Genomic DNA, 17,849 nt, shown 5'->3' with positions numbered 1-17,849 from the left:
TAAAAAAAAATAGTGAAAAAGAATTATAATAATTCTTTTCTTAAGTCAATAGTGTCTTTTAAGTCAGGCCCGGTTGAAATGATGGTTACTGGCACACCTGTTTCTGTTTGAATGTCTTCAATGAACGCTTTGGTTTCAGCGGACAATTGATCATAGTCTTGAACACGTGCACAGTCAAATAATCTGTCAACACAGGTCAAAGCGATTTGTGTTGCACCGTTGATTCTGCATGATTCTTTTGCAAGTTCCATGTCAAAGTATCCGATTCTTCTACGTCTTCCGGTTACAACACCGTATTCCTCAAGACCTTTGCTTTCAGCTTCTTCCTGAGTCATTTCAGTTGGGAATGGTCCTTCACCAACACGGGAAATGTAAGATTTAAATACATTAATGACTTCATCAACTTTAGTTGGGCCGACACCCACATCAGCTGCAAATGTTGATGCAGTGGTGTCTTTACTTGTTACAAATGGGTATGTTCCGTAGTAAAGTGAAAGAGCAAAACCTTGTGAACCTTCAATGAATACGTCTTCACCATTGTCAATAGCCTCATTACATGCAACTGACACATCGGTAATGTATTCCTCAAGTTCTGGAATGTCTTTTGCAAGGTCGATTGTTCTCAATACTCTGTCTGAATTTGCAGGTCCACATCCTGAACCAGTACTTCCGATCTTTTTAGCCAAATGCTCTGATTTAACGTCCCTTTCAAGATGTTCTTTTGAAATGATTGCACATCTTGGGTCGACACACATTCTTTCTTTTACGTTATATTTTTTCAAGTTCTCAAATTCGTTAAACAGCACATCCGGATTCACTAACACTCCTGCACCAATCATGAGTTTAGCGCCGGTATGTACGAAACCTGATGGGGTTAGTCTTAAACCGTATTTTTCTCCATTGAATTCAACGGAGTGCCCTGCATTTGGTCCAACACCTGCACGAGCTATTATGCTTGGTTTGTCATTGTCACAAAGGTAAGTTATACATTTTCCTTTACCTTCATCACCCCATGCTCCACCAACTAAAATACTACAAGTCATTTAATAACTCCTTAATCATTAATAGTTGAAAATCTTGTAAAATTTTCATAACAATAATATTATATAATTTATAATTAAAAAGCTTTTTGAATAACATTCAAAATATGGGAAAATATTGCAAGAAAAAAGTATTGTTTTAATTAAAAAGAGAGCTCATAATTAATACGAGCATGAAAAATAAATTAAGTAAAATATCCGTTAAGTTAATCTGCTAACAGATATTCTTAAAAACAATATGATGTTATTTGTTAGTATATCTCAACGGATGATTTTCACACATTGGGTCCTTGATAAGGTTTCTTTTCATATGATAATTCAGGAAGTAAAGCATCCACTGATTGGACAACTCTCTCAATGAAGCATCATCAAGCCTTTCGAACGGTGAGAAGAAATCCATTTGATTTCCGCCAACGACAAAGGCAATGTCCTTTGTTTCTACAAGCATGAAAAAGTCATTTCTGATGTTGTGAATGTCAAAATCATCCACGCTTGAAATGGTCTTTTCCTTTTTGAAATTATAGAAGAAAGTATTGAGATACTCGAAATCAATGAACTTGATATCCTTGACTTCAAAATACACTTCCTCACTCAGCAACTGATGCTTGAAGTTGTATCCTGACATGAATTCAATATCCCAGATGTTATTGTAGAATGCTGTGAAAAATGAATCCCCTGCAAACCTGACGGTCAATGAAAACTCCTCGTCATGCTTTGGAGTTCCAAGCTCAACATCCTTGAACTCAATGTAAATGGAGTCCTGGGATATTTCTATTGATGCCCATTTGCCTGAATTGATAATTACATCACGGATTAACTTTAAAGATCTTACATTCATTCTAACACCTGACTGGTTGTAAACACTTCATATGCTCCTTCAATTTCATATTCCTTTTCACTATCATAGGATTTGTCCCAATTAAAAGGATCAATCTCAATCTGGTTGTTAACAGTCTCATCCCAATCGATAGCGAATCCTTCATCCTTCAAGGTTCTTGCAACTGCCTTACCTATTTCCAAGGCCTTTGCCTCATCGTTTTCAAAATCTCCAAAGGTGATTTTCAGCTTATCATCAAACACCGCATCCTCAACATCCTCAAAGGTGTAAAAACAAAAGCCTTTAGCCTCAAATTTGTTGTTGAGCAAGTGAACCTGAAGCTCAAATGCGTCACTGACCCCTTCCTCAATGTCAAAGCCACAGTTATGGATAGCTACAATATTCTCGCTAGCCAACTTTTTAAATGCCTTTTCCAATTTTGAGAAATTTTCATTAGAAGAATCTCTTAATGAGATTTCATGATTTGAAAAATCAATCTCCTCTTCTATGAACTGGTCTTCCAATATTTCTATGATTTCCCCAACTGAAAAGAATCCTGATTTAGTGAGCAATTCTATCAGATAGTCTATTTCCTCAACTAAATCCGGGCCCATATCCTCACCTTTCATCGTCACCAAAGATTAAAAGTCTTGTAACGTTTCCCCTTTCGGTATATCCTGCCATTACACGGGCTTCACCGATTTTTGCAAGGGCGAAATCATCATGTGGCTTGAAACCATAACCTTTAAGTTTTGTGTATGATTCGAATGCTATTTTTGGGTAGATGTTGAAGTTCTTTTGGAAAGTGTAGAAAGTGTCCCTGAACTTTTTAGGGGAATTAATCTCTTCGATTAAATCTGATTTGATAAGCACAAAGATGTCCAATCCTTCTTCTGAAACCCCATAATAAGCATCCATTTTCAAAATGCCTGTAGCGGTCATTGCCAAAGTGTGGCAATCATTAAAGTCTGCATTGAGAATTGGGGAGGTGAATTCCTTGATTTCGAATTCCTCTCCGATTGCCTTGATTTCATTTGCGGATTTGATTAAATCTCCACCGAAGATGTCCTCATTGTCCCATGCCCAAGACCATTGTTGTGAGTCTTGCATGTAAAATCCTAAAATCTGAACGGGAAACTCAATATCTCCAAAGGTCAATGTGCCTTTTTCGATGTCCAAATCGCCAGCTTCATCTCCAATTAATTCTGATAAGTTTTCTTGCTTGTCGAGTGCAATTGCACCATATTTTGATAATAATATTTTAAATGAATCTCCTTCTTCAATCTGAACTGGTTTTTCTATTATTTTCAATTATAACACCTAAAATTCTAGTTTTGAAATTCTATCCATTGCCTCTTTAGTGTTTTCCAATGTGTTGAATGCTGTGAGTCTTAAGTAACCTTCACCGCTAGGTCCGAATCCTGAACCTGGAGTTCCGACAACATTAGCTTCTTTTAACAGTATGTCAAAGAAGTCCCAGGAATCCATGTCGTTAGGGGTTTTAACCCAGATGTAAGGTGAGCTTACTCCACCGTAGACTTCAAGGCCGATTTCGGTTAAGCTTTCACGGATTAATTTTGCGTTTTCCATGTAGTAGTCAACGACTTCCCTGATTTGTTTTTGGCCTTCAGGAGAGTATGTTGCTTCAGCAGCCCTTTGGACAGGATAGGATGCACCGTTGAATTTTGTGGTTTGTCTTCTATTCCATAATGGGTTGATTTCCACTTCATTTCCTTCGGAATCATATCCTTTCAATTCCTTAGGAACAATAGTGTATGCGCAACGGGTACCGGTGAATCCTGCGGTTTTTGAGAAACTCTTGAATTCAATAGCCACTTCTTTTGCTCCTTCAATTTCATAAATACTGTGAGGAACATTGTCTTCATTGATGAACACTTCATATGCTGCATCGAATAATATGATTGCCTTGTTTTCTTTTGCGTATTCTACAAATACTTTTAACTGGTCTTTGGTTAAAGTGGTACCTGTAGGGTTGTTAGGGTAACATAAGTAGATTATGTCAACAGGTTCGGATGGAAGTTCTGGAACGAAACCGTTTTCAGCATTACATTTGAGGTATGTTAAACCTTCATACATACCGTCGTCACCCATTTCACCGGTTCTTCCGGCCATTACGTTGGTATCGACATATACTGTGTAAACAGGGTCAGTCACTGCGATCTTGTTGTCGATTCCGAAGATTTCCTGAATGTTACCTGTGTCACATTTTGCTCCGTCACTAATGAAGACTTCGGAGGTGTCAAGGTCGATTCCATATTTGTTGTAATCGTTTTTAATGATAGCTTCAGCTAAAAATCCGTATCCTTGTTCCGGACCGTATCCCATGAATGTTTCACCATCTGCCATTTCGTCTACTGCTTTTCTGAATGCATCGATTACTGCAGGCACTAAAGGCTTGGTTACGTCCCCAATACCCATTTTGATTATGTCTGCATCAGGATTTGCTTTTGCGAATTCCGCTTCTCTTCTAGCCACTTCTACAAAGAGGTAGCTGCTTTTCAATTTTAGATAGTTTTCATTTATTTTAACAACCATGATTAATCCTCATAAATATTAATCTAATTTATATTTTATTTTCGCAATATATAAATTAAGTGATTGAAAAATAATTTATGAGAATGTTGGATTTAACCTAAAACTTTTTGATAATGAAGTTACACTAGAATAATCTTAAACCAGTTATTTTAAACATGTTAACTATTATTTACTATTTCAATAGGTGAATTGGAAATAATTCAGAATGTAAAATTTATTTTAAACCATTTTTATCAAAATTACATTGACTATAACAATATTTAAATTAATGAATATAACATAAATATAAATATACTAAATAAGGGTTGGGAAATTATGAATGACATTACCATAATACTTTGGATAACTATAGCCCTCATCGCTATTATCGCAATAATTTTAGTCAAATTGCACTATAGAGGCGATGAGTTAGAAAATGACGAAGGATCAATACTGCCAAGCAGTGAAAGCATAAACAGCGCATTGAACGCTGGTAAGCAAACAATCAATTCACTCAGCGGCAACAATAATGAACAAAAGCCTTCCAACCAACGACGTAGTTTATCCCCACAGAACACCCAACAGACTCAAAAATCACATAACTTATTTAGAAAATCAGAACCGGCATCCCCTAAAAACGATGCCTATATTGTTCCCGAAGTTGAACCTATTACATTAAACAACTTCGAATATGAATCACAAAATCAAGTACTTATTAATTATGATAATACAGTTGAAAAGTTTCAAGAACCAATTAAACAAAGCCAGATGGATATTATGACTCAAAATAACAAGGACACAACCGAATTAAAAGACTTATTTACAATTGATGAATTGATTAAAGAATCAAAAAGAAAAGACAGTGAGAGGGAAAAAGAATCCAAAACAATCAAGAAAGAAGGCGAAGACCCTGAACTTGAAGAGATAAAGGAAAGCATCAAGAACAAAACTGAAGAACCTCTCATTGAAGAAATCATCAACGAGGAAAAAGAGGAAAAAATCAGCGACATAATTAAAGATACAAAATCCAGTGAAGCACCGTCAGTAGCATCACAAAAGGATATTGATGAGGCAATCAGCAGCGCATCCGAAGAAAGCGAAAAGACCATTGAAAGCATTTCCGAAGATGACAACATCACTGAAACCCTATTGAAACAGGAAAGTGAAGAAATCGAAGAGCCTGCACTTAAGACCCCAAGCAAAGTTGATGATAAAAAAGATTACAAAATGGGTGCTTCAATTGATGACGCTAACCTATTTGAAGATGACCCAATGGATCTTGACTACAGAAAAGACCTGGACAAAATCACAAACAAAATCAAAGGATCCAAAATATTCCAGGAAGTTAAAGACAAGCTCGTTCAGGAAAATGAGGAAATCCCTCAAAAAGATGATGGGGAATCATTCATCAGAAACGTTAATGACTACGACCCATACGAACCAATCATAAATGAAAGACACATTGACTTTGACGCTGACTACAACCAGCTACATCAAATGGACAATGACGAAAGGTTAAGGCAAGCAAACACCAGAAGAGTGTTCAACATGGCTAAAAATTCACCGGAACCAGAATTGGCAAGACCAAAAGTCGGTGCAATAAAAAGCAAACCTTCCAGAGACAATATAAAAATAGAATTGAACAACAATGAGGTCGTTCTTAAAAAAGGAGATGAAATCATCTTCAATCACTTAGGCGAAACCTATTCAAGTCAGGTTTATGCCATTAACGGTGATGATATATCTGTTAAGTACAGACGTCAAAATATTACAATAAAACCAAGTGATGTGAAAAAGATATATTAAATATCTTTTTACAAAACTTTTCTTTTTTTTAATCCATTTCATTCAACCTGTATCCACCATCCTCAACAATGTATTTTGGAACACTGATTTTTAAAGATCGGATAATGTTTAGATAGAAATCATCCAATTCCCTGTCAGCGTAAGGATAGGTGAATTCAAATATGTAAAGGTTGCTGTCCTCCACATACAAAAACTCATTGCGTCTAAGCTCATTCTCGCCGTCGGAAAATGAGGAGACAATCATATAGTAAATGTTATCGTTTATGACAATGAAATCTGAATTGACTAGTTCAATCCTGTCATTGTTGACAATATTCTTTTCAAAGTCCTCCTTTATGTTTGGAAGCCCCACGAGTGTAGGTGTTGTTGAATACTTGATGGACATTGGAATCTTGGTGTTGACAAGGTAGAGTTCATTGAACTCATCCTTGGTGTTGACTGCCTCAAAGCCTTCAGGCATCTGCAGTGTTGAATATCCGTTTGTAAACATGGTCATTGTTTCACCTATTTGTGAGCGTAGTAGAATATCATTTCATCATCAGTGACTTCATCGAGACGCGCAAATCCAACCCTTTCGAATTGTACGACATCACCGACTGTCAAGCCCTTGAGTGCGCTTTCACCAAGCCCTGTCTTGAGGGATGCGTCATCCATCACTATTTTAACGTTGACATTCTCATCTACTGGCACCCATTGGATGATTCTGGCTTTTGCTTCACGTGCATCCTCAAATGAGGTGGAGTGGTATGTTACATCCTCACCGTTAATGTCAACATTGACTGCATCCATCAGCCTGAATAGGCCATCATTCACATCGGATTTTGCAAGGTATGCTGTTCCGTCAAACGGCAAGTGCCTGTTGCCCCTGTCCATGTGGTCTGCGTGAAGTGGTCTTTCAATATCTACTTTTCCGTCTTCATATCCTTCAACCTCAATCTTTACAGGGTCTTCACAGAAGAAGTATCTGTTTGCGATTGGTTCAAGGAAATTGCGGTTCAAACCATATATCTTTTTCCAGCTGATAGCTGAATCAGCCATTTTCACACCGATTTCAGTAATCAGGTTGTAGATGGTTCTTGGGTCAATTCCACGTCTTGCAATAGCCCTGAGTGTTCCAAGTCTTGGATCATCCCATCCTGAGTATGTTCCATCTTCAATTCCAGCCATTGCCTTTGAGGTACTGAGTGCAATGTCCTCCATTTTCAAACGGCCATAGTGGATGTATTCAGGAACGTCCCAACCCATATGGTCATAGAGGTATTTTTGCTTTTCAGTGTTTGCAAGATGGTCTTTTCCCCTTAAAACGTGTGTGAGTCCCATGAGATGGTCATCCACAGCTACGGAGAAGTTCATCATAGGATAGATTCTGTACTTGTTGCCAAGTCTTGGATGGGTTTCATCAACAAGTCTCATTGCAACCCAGTCACGGATTGCAGGGTTTTTATGCTTGATGTCTGTTTTTACACGAAGCACAGCTTCACCTGCTTCCATGGTGTCGAATTTATCCCATAATTCAAGGTTTTCCTCAACAGTGTTGTCACGGCATGGGCATGCTTGGCAATTGTCCTTCAATTCCTTGAAGTCCCCTCCGTCACATGTGCACATGTAAGCTGCACCCTTTTCAATCAATTGACGTGCGTAATCATAATATATTTCAAACCTGTCGGATTGATAGATTATTTCATCTGGATTGACTCCAAGCCATTCCAAATCCTCTGGAATCATCTCATATGCAGGTTCGTATACCCTTTTAGGGTCAGTGTCCTCTATCCTTAAAATCAATTTACCGTTATGTCTTTTAACGTATTCGGCGTTAGGAACTGCTGCACGTGAGTGTCCGATATGCAACGGTCCGCTTGGGTTTGGAGCAAATCTCAATACGATGTTTTCATGTGTTCCAGGAAGTTCCTGAAGGCCTTTTTCCTTTGCTTTAGGTTTTTTGTCTTGAACTTCAACACCTAACTTTTCCATTTCAGCCTGTTGCTCTTCTGGAGACAATGCATTTACTTTTGCTACAATCTTACCGGACATTGGACCGATTTCTTTTGCCTTACTTCTGAGTTCAGGTTCGTTTGACATGATTGAACCCATTACAGCACCTGGATTTGCTGAACCCTTATGTTTGGCTGCATTGAGTAAAGCATGCTTATAGATAATTTCTTCTAAATCATTCATTTAATCATCACAGTTTTAAATTAATAAAAATAAGTACTATTATTTATTTAACTAAAAATATATAAATATAGTGAGAGTAGTTGTTCAATCAAAATTACTTAAATATTAGGATGGTATAATGAGCGAATATGTTGAAAGCGCTAAGAAATACATTAGCGAAGGAAATGAAAAAGAAGCTCTTAAATTAGCTAGGAAAAGACACGGGAAAGATGATGCTGAATCATACATAGCTATTTTAGACTTATTAATTGAAAACGGACATTTGCCTGCACTTGAAGAGAAGGGAATGTACTATCAGTACTACGATTCCACTCATGACAATGGGGATTACGGCGAAAAGTACTTTGACGAGTATCTAGAACAGCAGCCACGCTCCATCAATGCATTGTGCGACAAGGCAATGTCAAGGTTCAACAAGGGCGATGTTGATGGAGCCCTTGAGTATATGGATAAGGCAGTGGACAAGTACAAGTCATATTCAAGCATTGAAAAGCCACGATTGTCAAAAAAAGAAGTAATAATGGCCAGAATTGAATTATTGATTCAGGCAAAGCGTTATGATGAAGCTTTGAAAAGCATCAAGCAGTATGAAAGTCAATTCGGTTCAAATCAAAAGACAGACTTGTACATGGGCCAGATGCTTCAGAAAAACGGTGAAAACCGTGAAGCTCTAGAGTATCTTGACAAGGCATTGCTTCAGGAAGACACAATTATCGCATTCAATGCAAAAGGCGATGCGTTATATGAACTGAAGGAATATAAGGAAGCTCTGAAATGCTATAAGAACTGCATCCAGTATGAAGGAAAAATTGATGATGATTTGGAACTGGTCACAAACTTCAACCATAAGGCGGCATTCTGCTGCGTCAACATGGGCGATGACAGCGAAGCGGTTAAATACTTGAACAAGACCATCAACATGCTGAACGAGCATGGAAGATTGCCTAATGACATTGAAAAGATTTATCAGAAATGTTCCTTTGAAAAGGAAAGGATTATGAAAACCGGAGAAGTCAAGGACAAGGAATTCAAAAAGACAAAATTCTTCTCAGCAAGAACATCAATCATAATCCTAATCATAATTATCATTTTATATGTTATTTTAAAAATGAACGGTTATGGATAATGTGAGACTTGGAAAAACTAATCTAGAAGTGAACAAGATTGGATTTGGCGCACTGCCGATTCAAAGAAGAAACATGGATGATTCACTTGCGATATTGAATAGGGCATATGAATCAGGAATTGACTTTTACGATACTGCACGTTTCTACACTGACAGTGAGGAAAAGCTGGGCAAGGCATTTGAGGATGTCAGAGACAAAATATATCTGGCATCAAAGACTGCTGCCGAGGCTCCAGAGGACTTTTGGAATGATCTTGAAACCTCCCTTAAGGAGTTAAGAACTGATTACCTTGACCTGTATCAGCACCACAACATTTCATTCTGCCCAAAAGAGGGTGATGAAATGGCAAATGCAATGCTTGAAGCAAAAGAGGAAGGATTAATCAAACATATCGGTATCACAACCCATAAAATCACTATCGCTCATGAGGCCCTTGACAGCGGACTTTATGAAACCCTGCAGTACCCATTCTCCTATTTAAGTGGAGAGGAAGAGTTAAAGATTGTTCAAAAGTGCAAGGATCTTGATGTGGGTTTCATTGCCATGAAGGCAATGGGCGGAGGACTTCTCAAAAACGCAAAGGCCAGTTTCGCATACATGAATCAATTCGACAATGTGCTTCCAATCTGGGGAGTTCAGCACATGAGCGAACTTGAAGAGTTCCTGTCATTGCCAAGCGACCTTCTTGTGGACGAAAGCCTGCAGAAGGATATTGAAGAGGATAAAAAAGTGCTTGGTGACAATTTCTGCAGAGGATGCGGATACTGCATGCCATGCCCTGAAGGAATCAACATCAGCCTATGCGCTAGAATGTCACTTTGGATTAGGCGTTTTCCGACAGAGCCTAACATGGATGAGAAAACCCAACAGACCATGCACAAGACAAAGGACTGCATTGAATGCTACGCATGCGTTGACAATTGTCCATATGAACTGGACATTCCTGAGCTTTTAAAAGAGAATTATGAAGATTACATGAACGTTCTAGAAGGAAGGACAATAATATGAAACAATGTATTGAAAACCCTAATGAAATAGATTGGGCAGGCTTTTGGGCTGAAAGGCTGGAAGGCAAGGTCAATAAGGACTGGGACAAGGCTGCACCTGGATTTTTCAAAAGAACCCGAAAGGATGACTACCAGGATGCATTATTTGATAAATTAATCTTGGATGAGAATGATGTTGTCCTTGATGTCGGCTGCGGAGAGGGATCAGTCACAATACCACTGGCCAAGAGAGTAAAAAAGGTCATAGGCCTTGATTCATCCCCCAAAATGCTTGAATATCTTGAAAAAAGGGCAAATGAGAATAACATCACCAATATTGAAACTGTTTTAAAGCCTATTGAGGAAATCACCTATGAGGAGATAGGAGACGTTGACGTGGTGGTCTGCTCAAGGTCATTGAATGGAATCATCCCAATAGAAGATGTTCTGGCTGAATTGGATAAAATAGCTAACAAATACGTTTTCATAACCATCTTCGGACCGGAAAACAAGAAAATCGAAAAGGACTTCGATAAGGAACTTGGTATAAAGACAGAGGATTTTCCGGATTACAATTACTTCTTTAACATATTATTCAACATGGGAATCTATGCAAACGTCGAAAGGTTTGACTTGAACAATTACCGTGAATATGAAAGCATAGATGAGGCAATGGACAATGGAAAGTTCCGCCTTGACTTGTATTCCAATGAGGAAAAGGAATTGTTAAGAGATTATCTTGAAAGGATTTTAACCTTTGAGGATGGAAAATACTTCAACGTCAAGGATAAGGCCGATTGGATAATGGTCTGGTGGAAAAAGTAAAAAAAAGATAAAATGAATTTAATCACTTTTTATCATGGTTAAAATCATTTTATATGGACTGTTTTCAGCTTGAAGCGCATGTGGCTCATTGGCTGGCATGATGATTATTTCACCTGCCTTGACGGTGTGCTTTTCACCGGAAATGGTAATTTCAGCCTCACCGTCAATTACCTGAACCATTGCATCAAAAGGAGCTGAGTGTTCAGACAATCCTTGGCCTTGATCAAAGGCAAAGAATGTTACTGTACCTAACTCTTTTTTGATTACTTCACGGCTGACTACTGTATCATCTTGATACTCAACTAATTTTTGTATATCTAATGCTTTTGCTTTTAAATCACTCATAACTTATTCTCCCATAATTCTTTTAATGTCAACAAGAGCATTGCCAGAAGTAGGAGTTAAATTATAGTTTCCAACTAAAACATTTAAGATATCGTCGTTACACCATGCAGGGAGAACTGGTCCAATCCACATGTCGGTTTTTCCGAGGTAGAGTAATGCCCAGAGTACTGCTGCTGCTTTTTGTTCCATCCAGGAGAGAACGATTGTTAATGGCAATTCGTTTAATTCCATGTCGAACAGTTCGCATAATGCTAATGCAACGTCAACTGCTACGATGGTGTCGTTACATTGACCTACATCGAGTAATCTTGGAATACCTTCAATGTCACCTAAGTCGAGGTCGTTGAATTTGTATTTACCACATGCTAATGTTAGGATGACTGTGTCTTCAGGTAAGTTTTGTACGAATTCCCTGTAGTAGTCGTTGTGTTTTGCTGCTTTGTCACATCCGCCGACTACGAAGAATCTTGAGATTTTACCGTCTAAGACTAATTCCTTGATTTTGTCAGCATGCTCTACAATAGCTCCTGCACTCCAACCGGTTGTGATTGTGGTTAATTCTTCTGGTTCTAATGATCCTAATGATTTTGCACATTCAATTACTTCTGAGAAGTCGTAATCTTCTACTGTTTTTACTCCTTCGAGTTTTGCTACATCCATTGTGAACATTCTTTCCTTGTAGGAGTCAAGTGCTGGCAATACACAGTTACTGGTTCCAACAATTGCCGCATTGTATTTTTTAAAGACTGTTCTTTGGTCGTGCCATGCTCCACCGAGTTGACCTGCGAGGTTTTCGTATTTGTTGAGTCCAGGGTATCCGTGTGCAGGTAGCATTTCGGAGTGGGTGTAGACTTTGATGTCAGTTCCTTCAACCTGTTTTAACAGTTCTTCCAATGCTTTTAGGTCGTGACCGGTTACGATGATTGCTGGTCCTTCCTGTGCTCCGACTTTAACTTCCACTGGTTGCGGTTCGCCGTATGCTTCGATGTGTGCGTCCTTGAGTAATCTCATTACGTCAACGCTGACTTTTCCTGCTTCTAAAGCGAGTGCAACTAAGTCTTCAACATCAAAGTTGACGTTTGTTAATGTAGTGTATAATCCTTTGGTTAGGAATGCGTCTATTTCAGGGTTGAATTTTCCTAAAACGTTTGCATTGTAGTTGTATGCACTGATTCCTTTCATAGTGAAGATCAAGTTATCCTGTAATCTTGCAACTGTTGGTTTTTTACCGCAAACTCCACTAACAGTACATCCGGTACCTTTAGCGGTTTGGGAACATTGATAACAAAACATATCTAATCCTTCTGCCATAATAATAACCTCTTTTTAGTTATAATTATAAGTTGACTTGAAGCATATATAAAGATTTTGTCACTTCGTAAGGGTGAAAAGTAACAATTATATATTATTAAAGAAATAATAAAAAACATGGACGAGAATATAGCTACACTTAAGGGAATAGGACTGACAATGTATGAGGCCGAAGCATATGTAACACTCACCTCATTAATATCAGCAACTGCAGTTGAAGTATCAGAAAAATCAGGCATTCCTCGCAGTAAAATATATGATGTTTTGAAGAAGTTAAGTGAAAAGAATTTCATTGAAATCGAGGACGGAAGGCCACTGACATATAATGTGAAATCACCGGTAGAGGTCCTGACACGTGAAAAGGAAAGGTTGAATGCAGAAATTGACGATACAATCACAAGATTGACATATGTCTACGAAAACGGTATGAGCCAGGTTCAAGCCCCAATTTGGAGAATATACGGTGTTGAGAAAATCATTGCCCAGGAATTGGAAATCATCAAGAGGGCAAGGGATTCCATAAACATGAGAATAGGATTCCTCTTCGAAGGGGAAGGGGAAGCACTGGTCAAGGCATTGCAAAACAGGTCTGATTTAAGGATAAACATCCTCGCTTCACCGACATGCTACATCAACAATGAAGAAGTGGATATCATAAAGTTATTCAAGAAAAATGACATTAACATTCAAAAGGCAGACATTCCATTCGTAAAGCTGATAATATCCGATTCAAAGGAGATGATGCACACCTACACCAAGTTCAGTGAGGACAAGCGTGAAGTGATACCTGAAACCGCAATCGGAATCTGGAACAAGTACGAGGACATTGCAAGAAACTATGATGAGCGTTTCATGAACCAATTGAAAAAATTAAAAAACAGAAAGAAGAGAAAAAAATGACTTGACAAAATGTTATTGTTATCTAAACGAATATTTCAGTCATTTATAAAATTGCAAAAACTGGATGATTGTTGAAATTTGAATGGTAAAAAAAGAAATGGAAGCATTGAATAGTATTTTTAATTATTCAATGCAACTGATTGGCTATCAGGAACGTAGCATGAAATTTCTGGGGAAAATTCATGAACATGTGCGACATCACCTGATCCATTTAAAGATTATGTTTTTAAGAAATAAAATATTATATTTTCTTAAAGTTCAATAAAGCGGACAATCCGAATCTAAACAGAACAACACCTGCCGCTCCGCCCTTCTTGGCGTTTTTGGCATCCTTCAAAAGAGCACTGTAGGACAGTTTCTTGATGTTCCAATCGGATTTGTATGACTGCAGTCCCGCCCAAATCTTGGAACCCGTAGTCTGCTTGACGAACTTTTTGGTAACCTTTTTAATCCATTTGGAACTTGCATGATAGTTTCCCTTATAAATCATCGGAATGACAACGTCCAGATACTTGGATATTGTTGGAACGTCCTGACCGTAGTAATATTTCATGGAAGACGGCTCAGGCATCACTGCCGCTGAAACAATTATGTTTGGATGCACACTTCTAACCTCGCTGCATGCTTTCTTTACAAAATAGTTGATTGCACTGGCAGCGTTCTTGTACTTATATGCATTTCCTCCAAACCTCAAGTAGTCAAAGTGGATTCCGTCAACTTCCTTGAATGAAGCGTAGTATTTTGCCAATTTGATTTTTTCGTTCATGTGGGCATAATTATAGACACCCTTCTTGCTTGAAGCGTGAATATACTTTCCGTTATTGTAGAATACTGCCATCCATATATGAACCTTGATTCCATACTTATGGGCTTTCTTGATCCATTTGATGACTTTGTTCTTGCCATAATGGGAGAATGCAGTATGCTGAAGGAAAATGTGCTTGGTTCCCTTTTTGGAAAGCTTTTTAAGATTGACTTTCTTCATGCTCCACTTGTTAACCCAATATCCGTTTCCCTTGCTCAAGGCGGGCTTTACGGTTATTTTAAATGTTCCTGATGAAGCCAGGTATAATCCTGAACCTGCAAAGGAATATGAAACAGTATATGTTCCCTTCTTAAGGCTTAGATAAATAGTTGCAACACCGCTTGCACTGGTTTTGACATTATATGTCTTGCCGTTGACATTAATCTTAACATATTGGCTTTTTACAGGATTACCGTAAATATCAGTCAGTTTCAACTGAAACATTGATTTCAGGCCTTGACGATAATTGATATCCTTGTCTACAACCTTCAAATATGTTACAATGTCGGGATTGACAATTATTTTAGCTGTCCCATTGGATGCAGTGTAGTTGTCATCACCATAGAAGAAGTATTGAACAGTGTAGTTTCCTGTCTTAAGCTTGAAGTTTATGCTGTACTTACCTTTATCATCCGTGATTCCATTGTATGTGACGCCATTCAAGATAATTTCAACTGATTTATTCGCTAGAGCTGTTCCATTTGACTTAAGGCTAACCGTAAAAGTGTCCTTCAAGTCAGTGTATGTCTCCACATCAGAGGCATTAATCACAGTAGAGGACTTATTATCCTCATCTGAGCCATCATCAGTTGGAGCTTCCTGCAAAACGGGACTGGAATCATTTTCCAAATCCGCAATGTCAGATGAATCATCATCCAAACTAACAGTGTCAGTTAAATTATCTGTAGCTGAAATGCAAGAAATGGATAACAATAATGTTAAAACTATTAAAAAAGTAAATAATATTTTCCTATTCATTCATTCACAACCAATTAATATTTAACATTTTAATATACTTAAATATTTGGCAATATGAACTTTCCTTCAAATTCAGTGTAGACTGCAAGCAATGTCTCATCAAGATAATCGAGTGACTTTTCATACATGTCAAACGGAACGTCCCAGTATGCTGATGCAATGCTTCCAGCAATAGCCGCTTGAGTGTCAGCATCCCCTCCAAGAGATATGGCGTTTCTAACGGTATCCTCAAAGTCCTCCGCTTCAAGAAAAGAGATAATGGACTCAGGAACACTTCCTGCACATGAAATGTCAAATTCATATACCCTTCTGATGTCATCCAGATTTCTTGAAAGGTCATATCCATATGTCTCTTCAATGTGGCTTTTGATTTCATCCTTGCCGGCGCCGGTTCTTGCAAGATAAATGGCATCACATGTGGAAAGCGCCCCCTTGATTCCTTCAGGATGGTCATGGGTGACAATGGCCGACATTTCAGCAAGCTTCTGTGCCTCTTCAAGAGAGTTTGCAACCCATGCGCATGGTGAAACCCTCATTGCTGATCCGTTGGCCCAGCTGTTGTATGGCTCAGGTTTTTCCGCAGCTAACCAGTGAATGAATCTTCCCCCATAGCCTGCATTTGGATACAGGTTGCCGAAAAACTGCAGATTATCCACCAGAACCTCAAGTGAATCCTTATCCTCAATCAGCCAGTTTGCAACAGCCAATGTCATGACAGTGTCATCAGTGGCGGTTGAGCCACGGGGAAACAATTCAAAATCTTTTGTTTTTATAGGGCGATGTTCTTTTGTTGATCCGATAATATCACCGGATATTGCTCCAATTATACCTTTCATATGTTAATTTTTGTGTATAAATGGTTTTTAAGATTTGTTGTAGGGATTCGTAAAATTGTTTTCAGTTGGTAAAATTGTCTTGAATTGAACTTATTGACCTTAAAACAAAGAAAAAACTTATATCAAATGGAAACAATACCTAATTTTGATAATACTTTGTATTATCATGAAACACGGAAATTTCTATAATGCATTTCTTTTAAAACGTTCTCGACTCACTTCCAAGGATTAATTAGAATACAACATGTTACCGCATTATGGAAATTTCAACCACAATATACAGCTAATGTAAAAACCGTATTGATACCGACTTTCAGATTCCATGTTAACTCATGGAATCTCAAAAATTTTTAAAAAAAAGTGAAAAAAATGAGAGAGTTTAAGCACTTCTCTCAAGAACGAAATCTGCAATGTCAGCAAGTACCTGTTTAGATGAAGAATCGTCTAATATTTCGAGTACTTCTTTTGCTTTATCAACAGATTCTAATGCCAAATTGCGAGCATATTCAATAGCGCCACAATTTGTTAAAATTTCAATTGCCTCATCTATCTCATCTTGTGAATTATTTTCAGCTTTCAAGATTTCAAGTAATCTGTCATCTTCAACATTAGCTAAACCTTTTATTGCAATAATGGTCATTTTTCCTTTTCCAATATCTGAACCGATTGGTTTACCTAAAGTCTCCTCATCAGAAGCGAGATCAAGATAATCATCCTGAATTTGGAAAGCAAGACCAATTAAACGACCGTATTCATACATTGCATCAATGACCTCTTCAGATGCTCCGCCCATGATTGCTCCAGCTTTGGTGGCTGCTGCAATTAAAGCACCGGTTTTCTTGAAAATCATTTCCATGTACTCATCTTCAGTAACGTCAAACCTTTCTTCAAAGCCCATGTCCAATGCTTGTCCTTCACAGATTTTTACACATGCATCTGCAACGGTTGCAAGTGCCTTGTTGTTCTGTTCTGAACTGGTACCTTTTGAGCCGATGATTATTTCAAAAGCCTTTGAGAATAATGTGTCTCCAGCAAGAATAGCTACATCATCACCCCATACCTTGTGGACGGATGGCATTCCCCTTCTCATATCATCCTGGTCCATGATGTCGTCATGGATTAAGGAGAAAGTGTGAATCAATTCAATAGCAGCACCTGCTTTAAGAGCGGATTCACGTTTTCCGCCAACAGCTTCAGCAGCGATTAATGTCAAAGCCGGTCTGAGCATTTTTCCTCCAGCTCTTGTAAGATAAACGGAAGCTTCTGCAAGATTATCTGGAGTAATAGTGGCTAGTTCGTCTTCAATAGTTTTTGTAATGTCGCCTGAATAGTTTCCAAGTACTTCTTTTACATCACTCATTGT

At 38.2% G+C, this 17,849-nt stretch carries 17 protein-coding genes; 5 read left to right on the top strand and 12 right to left on the bottom strand.

What is annotated here, in order from left to right; all coding sequences use genetic code 11:
* Positions 1 to 23 precede the first annotated feature (23 nt).
* The 5 genes from E7Z78_RS04330 to E7Z78_RS04310 form a co-directional block, all read right to left on the bottom strand.
* Positions 24 to 1,043: an adenylosuccinate synthetase gene (locus tag E7Z78_RS04330; protein ID WP_303723949.1), complete on the bottom strand. Its 1,020-nt coding sequence runs from the start codon at positions 1,041 to 1,043 to the stop codon at positions 24 to 26.
* A gap of 241 nt (positions 1,044 to 1,284) precedes the next feature.
* A complete protein-coding gene (locus E7Z78_RS04325; RefSeq protein ID WP_303723948.1) occupies positions 1,285 to 1,878 on the bottom strand; it encodes a hypothetical protein in 594 nt (197 codons plus the stop codon).
* Positions 1,875 to 2,471: a DUF6891 domain-containing protein gene (locus E7Z78_RS04320; RefSeq protein WP_303723947.1), complete on the bottom strand. Its 597-nt coding sequence runs from the start codon at positions 2,469 to 2,471 to the stop codon at positions 1,875 to 1,877. Before E7Z78_RS04320 ends, E7Z78_RS04325 begins: the two co-directional genes overlap by 4 nt.
* 4 nt (positions 2,472 to 2,475) lie before the next feature.
* Complete coding sequence (locus tag E7Z78_RS04315; RefSeq protein WP_303723946.1) at positions 2,476 to 3,168, bottom strand: DUF6882 domain-containing protein; 693 nt, start codon at positions 3,166 to 3,168, stop codon at positions 2,476 to 2,478.
* A gap of 9 nt (positions 3,169 to 3,177) precedes the next feature.
* Positions 3,178 to 4,413 carry an LL-diaminopimelate aminotransferase gene (locus E7Z78_RS04310; RefSeq protein WP_303723945.1) on the bottom strand — a complete coding sequence of 412 codons (1,236 nt, stop codon included), beginning with the start codon at positions 4,411 to 4,413 and terminating at the stop codon, positions 3,178 to 3,180.
* A 315-nt stretch (positions 4,414 to 4,728) separates the two neighbouring features.
* Here E7Z78_RS04310 and E7Z78_RS04305 point away from each other — a divergent pair, with 315 nt between their 5' ends.
* Positions 4,729 to 6,198: an ATPase gene (locus E7Z78_RS04305; RefSeq protein ID WP_303723944.1), complete on the top strand. Its 1,470-nt coding sequence runs from the start codon at positions 4,729 to 4,731 to the stop codon at positions 6,196 to 6,198.
* 28 nt (positions 6,199 to 6,226) lie between these two features.
* Here the strand turns inward: E7Z78_RS04305 and E7Z78_RS04300 are convergent, their stop codons facing one another.
* Positions 6,227 to 6,694, bottom strand: a complete 468-nt coding sequence (locus tag E7Z78_RS04300) for a hypothetical protein (RefSeq protein WP_303723943.1) — start codon at positions 6,692 to 6,694, stop codon at positions 6,227 to 6,229.
* An 8-nt stretch (positions 6,695 to 6,702) separates the two neighbouring features.
* Positions 6,703 to 8,373, bottom strand: coding sequence for a glutamate--tRNA ligase (locus tag E7Z78_RS04295; RefSeq protein ID WP_303723942.1), 1,671 nt, complete (start codon positions 8,371 to 8,373; stop codon positions 6,703 to 6,705).
* Between the two features lie 118 nt (positions 8,374 to 8,491).
* Here E7Z78_RS04295 and E7Z78_RS04290 point away from each other — a divergent pair, with 118 nt between their 5' ends.
* Genes E7Z78_RS04290 through E7Z78_RS04280 form a run of 3 tightly spaced genes read left to right on the top strand, consistent with a single transcriptional unit; the run spans position 8,492 to position 11,311 of the window.
* Positions 8,492 to 9,499, top strand: coding sequence for a tetratricopeptide repeat protein (locus E7Z78_RS04290; RefSeq protein ID WP_303723941.1), 1,008 nt, complete (start codon positions 8,492 to 8,494; stop codon positions 9,497 to 9,499).
* Positions 9,492 to 10,508 carry an aldo/keto reductase gene (locus tag E7Z78_RS04285; RefSeq protein WP_303723940.1) on the top strand — a complete coding sequence of 339 codons (1,017 nt, stop codon included), beginning with the start codon at positions 9,492 to 9,494 and terminating at the stop codon, positions 10,506 to 10,508. The genes E7Z78_RS04290 and E7Z78_RS04285 overlap by 8 nt, the downstream gene beginning before the upstream one ends.
* Positions 10,505 to 11,311: a class I SAM-dependent methyltransferase gene (locus E7Z78_RS04280; protein ID WP_303723939.1), complete on the top strand. Its 807-nt coding sequence runs from the start codon at positions 10,505 to 10,507 to the stop codon at positions 11,309 to 11,311. The genes E7Z78_RS04285 and E7Z78_RS04280 overlap by 4 nt, the downstream gene beginning before the upstream one ends.
* An 18-nt stretch (positions 11,312 to 11,329) precedes the next feature.
* Here the strand turns inward: E7Z78_RS04280 and E7Z78_RS04275 are convergent, their stop codons facing one another.
* Positions 11,330 to 11,656 (bottom strand): cupin domain-containing protein, encoded by a 327-nt coding sequence (locus tag E7Z78_RS04275; RefSeq protein ID WP_303723938.1) that lies wholly within the window; start codon positions 11,654 to 11,656, stop codon positions 11,330 to 11,332.
* A 3-nt stretch (positions 11,657 to 11,659) separates the two neighbouring features.
* Positions 11,660 to 12,967, bottom strand: coding sequence for a hydroxylamine reductase (gene hcp, locus E7Z78_RS04270; RefSeq protein WP_303723937.1), 1,308 nt, complete (start codon positions 12,965 to 12,967; stop codon positions 11,660 to 11,662).
* A gap of 117 nt (positions 12,968 to 13,084) precedes the next feature.
* Between hcp and E7Z78_RS04265 the strand changes: the two genes are divergently transcribed.
* Positions 13,085 to 13,867, top strand: coding sequence for a TrmB family transcriptional regulator (locus tag E7Z78_RS04265; RefSeq protein WP_303723936.1), 783 nt, complete (start codon positions 13,085 to 13,087; stop codon positions 13,865 to 13,867).
* Between the two features lie 241 nt (positions 13,868 to 14,108).
* On the opposite strand, the gene E7Z78_RS04260 is transcribed toward E7Z78_RS04265, so the two are convergent.
* The 3 genes from E7Z78_RS04260 to idsA all read right to left on the bottom strand — a co-directional run bounded on the left by E7Z78_RS04260 (position 14,109) and on the right by idsA (position 17,846).
* On the bottom strand, positions 14,109 to 15,605 hold the full coding sequence (locus E7Z78_RS04260) for a putative glycoside hydrolase (protein WP_303723935.1): 1,497 nt from the start codon (positions 15,603 to 15,605) through the stop codon (positions 14,109 to 14,111).
* 83 nt (positions 15,606 to 15,688) lie between these two features.
* Positions 15,689 to 16,486 carry an ADP-ribosylglycohydrolase family protein gene (locus E7Z78_RS04255; protein WP_303723934.1) on the bottom strand — a complete coding sequence of 266 codons (798 nt, stop codon included), beginning with the start codon at positions 16,484 to 16,486 and terminating at the stop codon, positions 15,689 to 15,691.
* A 379-nt stretch (positions 16,487 to 16,865) separates the two neighbouring features.
* Positions 16,866 to 17,846: a short chain isoprenyl diphosphate synthase IdsA gene (gene idsA, locus E7Z78_RS04250; RefSeq protein ID WP_303723933.1), complete on the bottom strand. Its 981-nt coding sequence runs from the start codon at positions 17,844 to 17,846 to the stop codon at positions 16,866 to 16,868.
* Between the last annotated feature and the right edge of the window lie 3 nt (positions 17,847 to 17,849).

Source organism: Methanobrevibacter thaueri (assembly GCF_015062915.1).
GTDB lineage: Archaea > Methanobacteriota > Methanobacteria > Methanobacteriales > Methanobacteriaceae > Methanocatella > Methanocatella thaueri_B.
The sequence above is the reverse complement of the archived record's forward strand: the minus strand, read 5'-3'. Positions and strand labels throughout refer to the sequence as shown.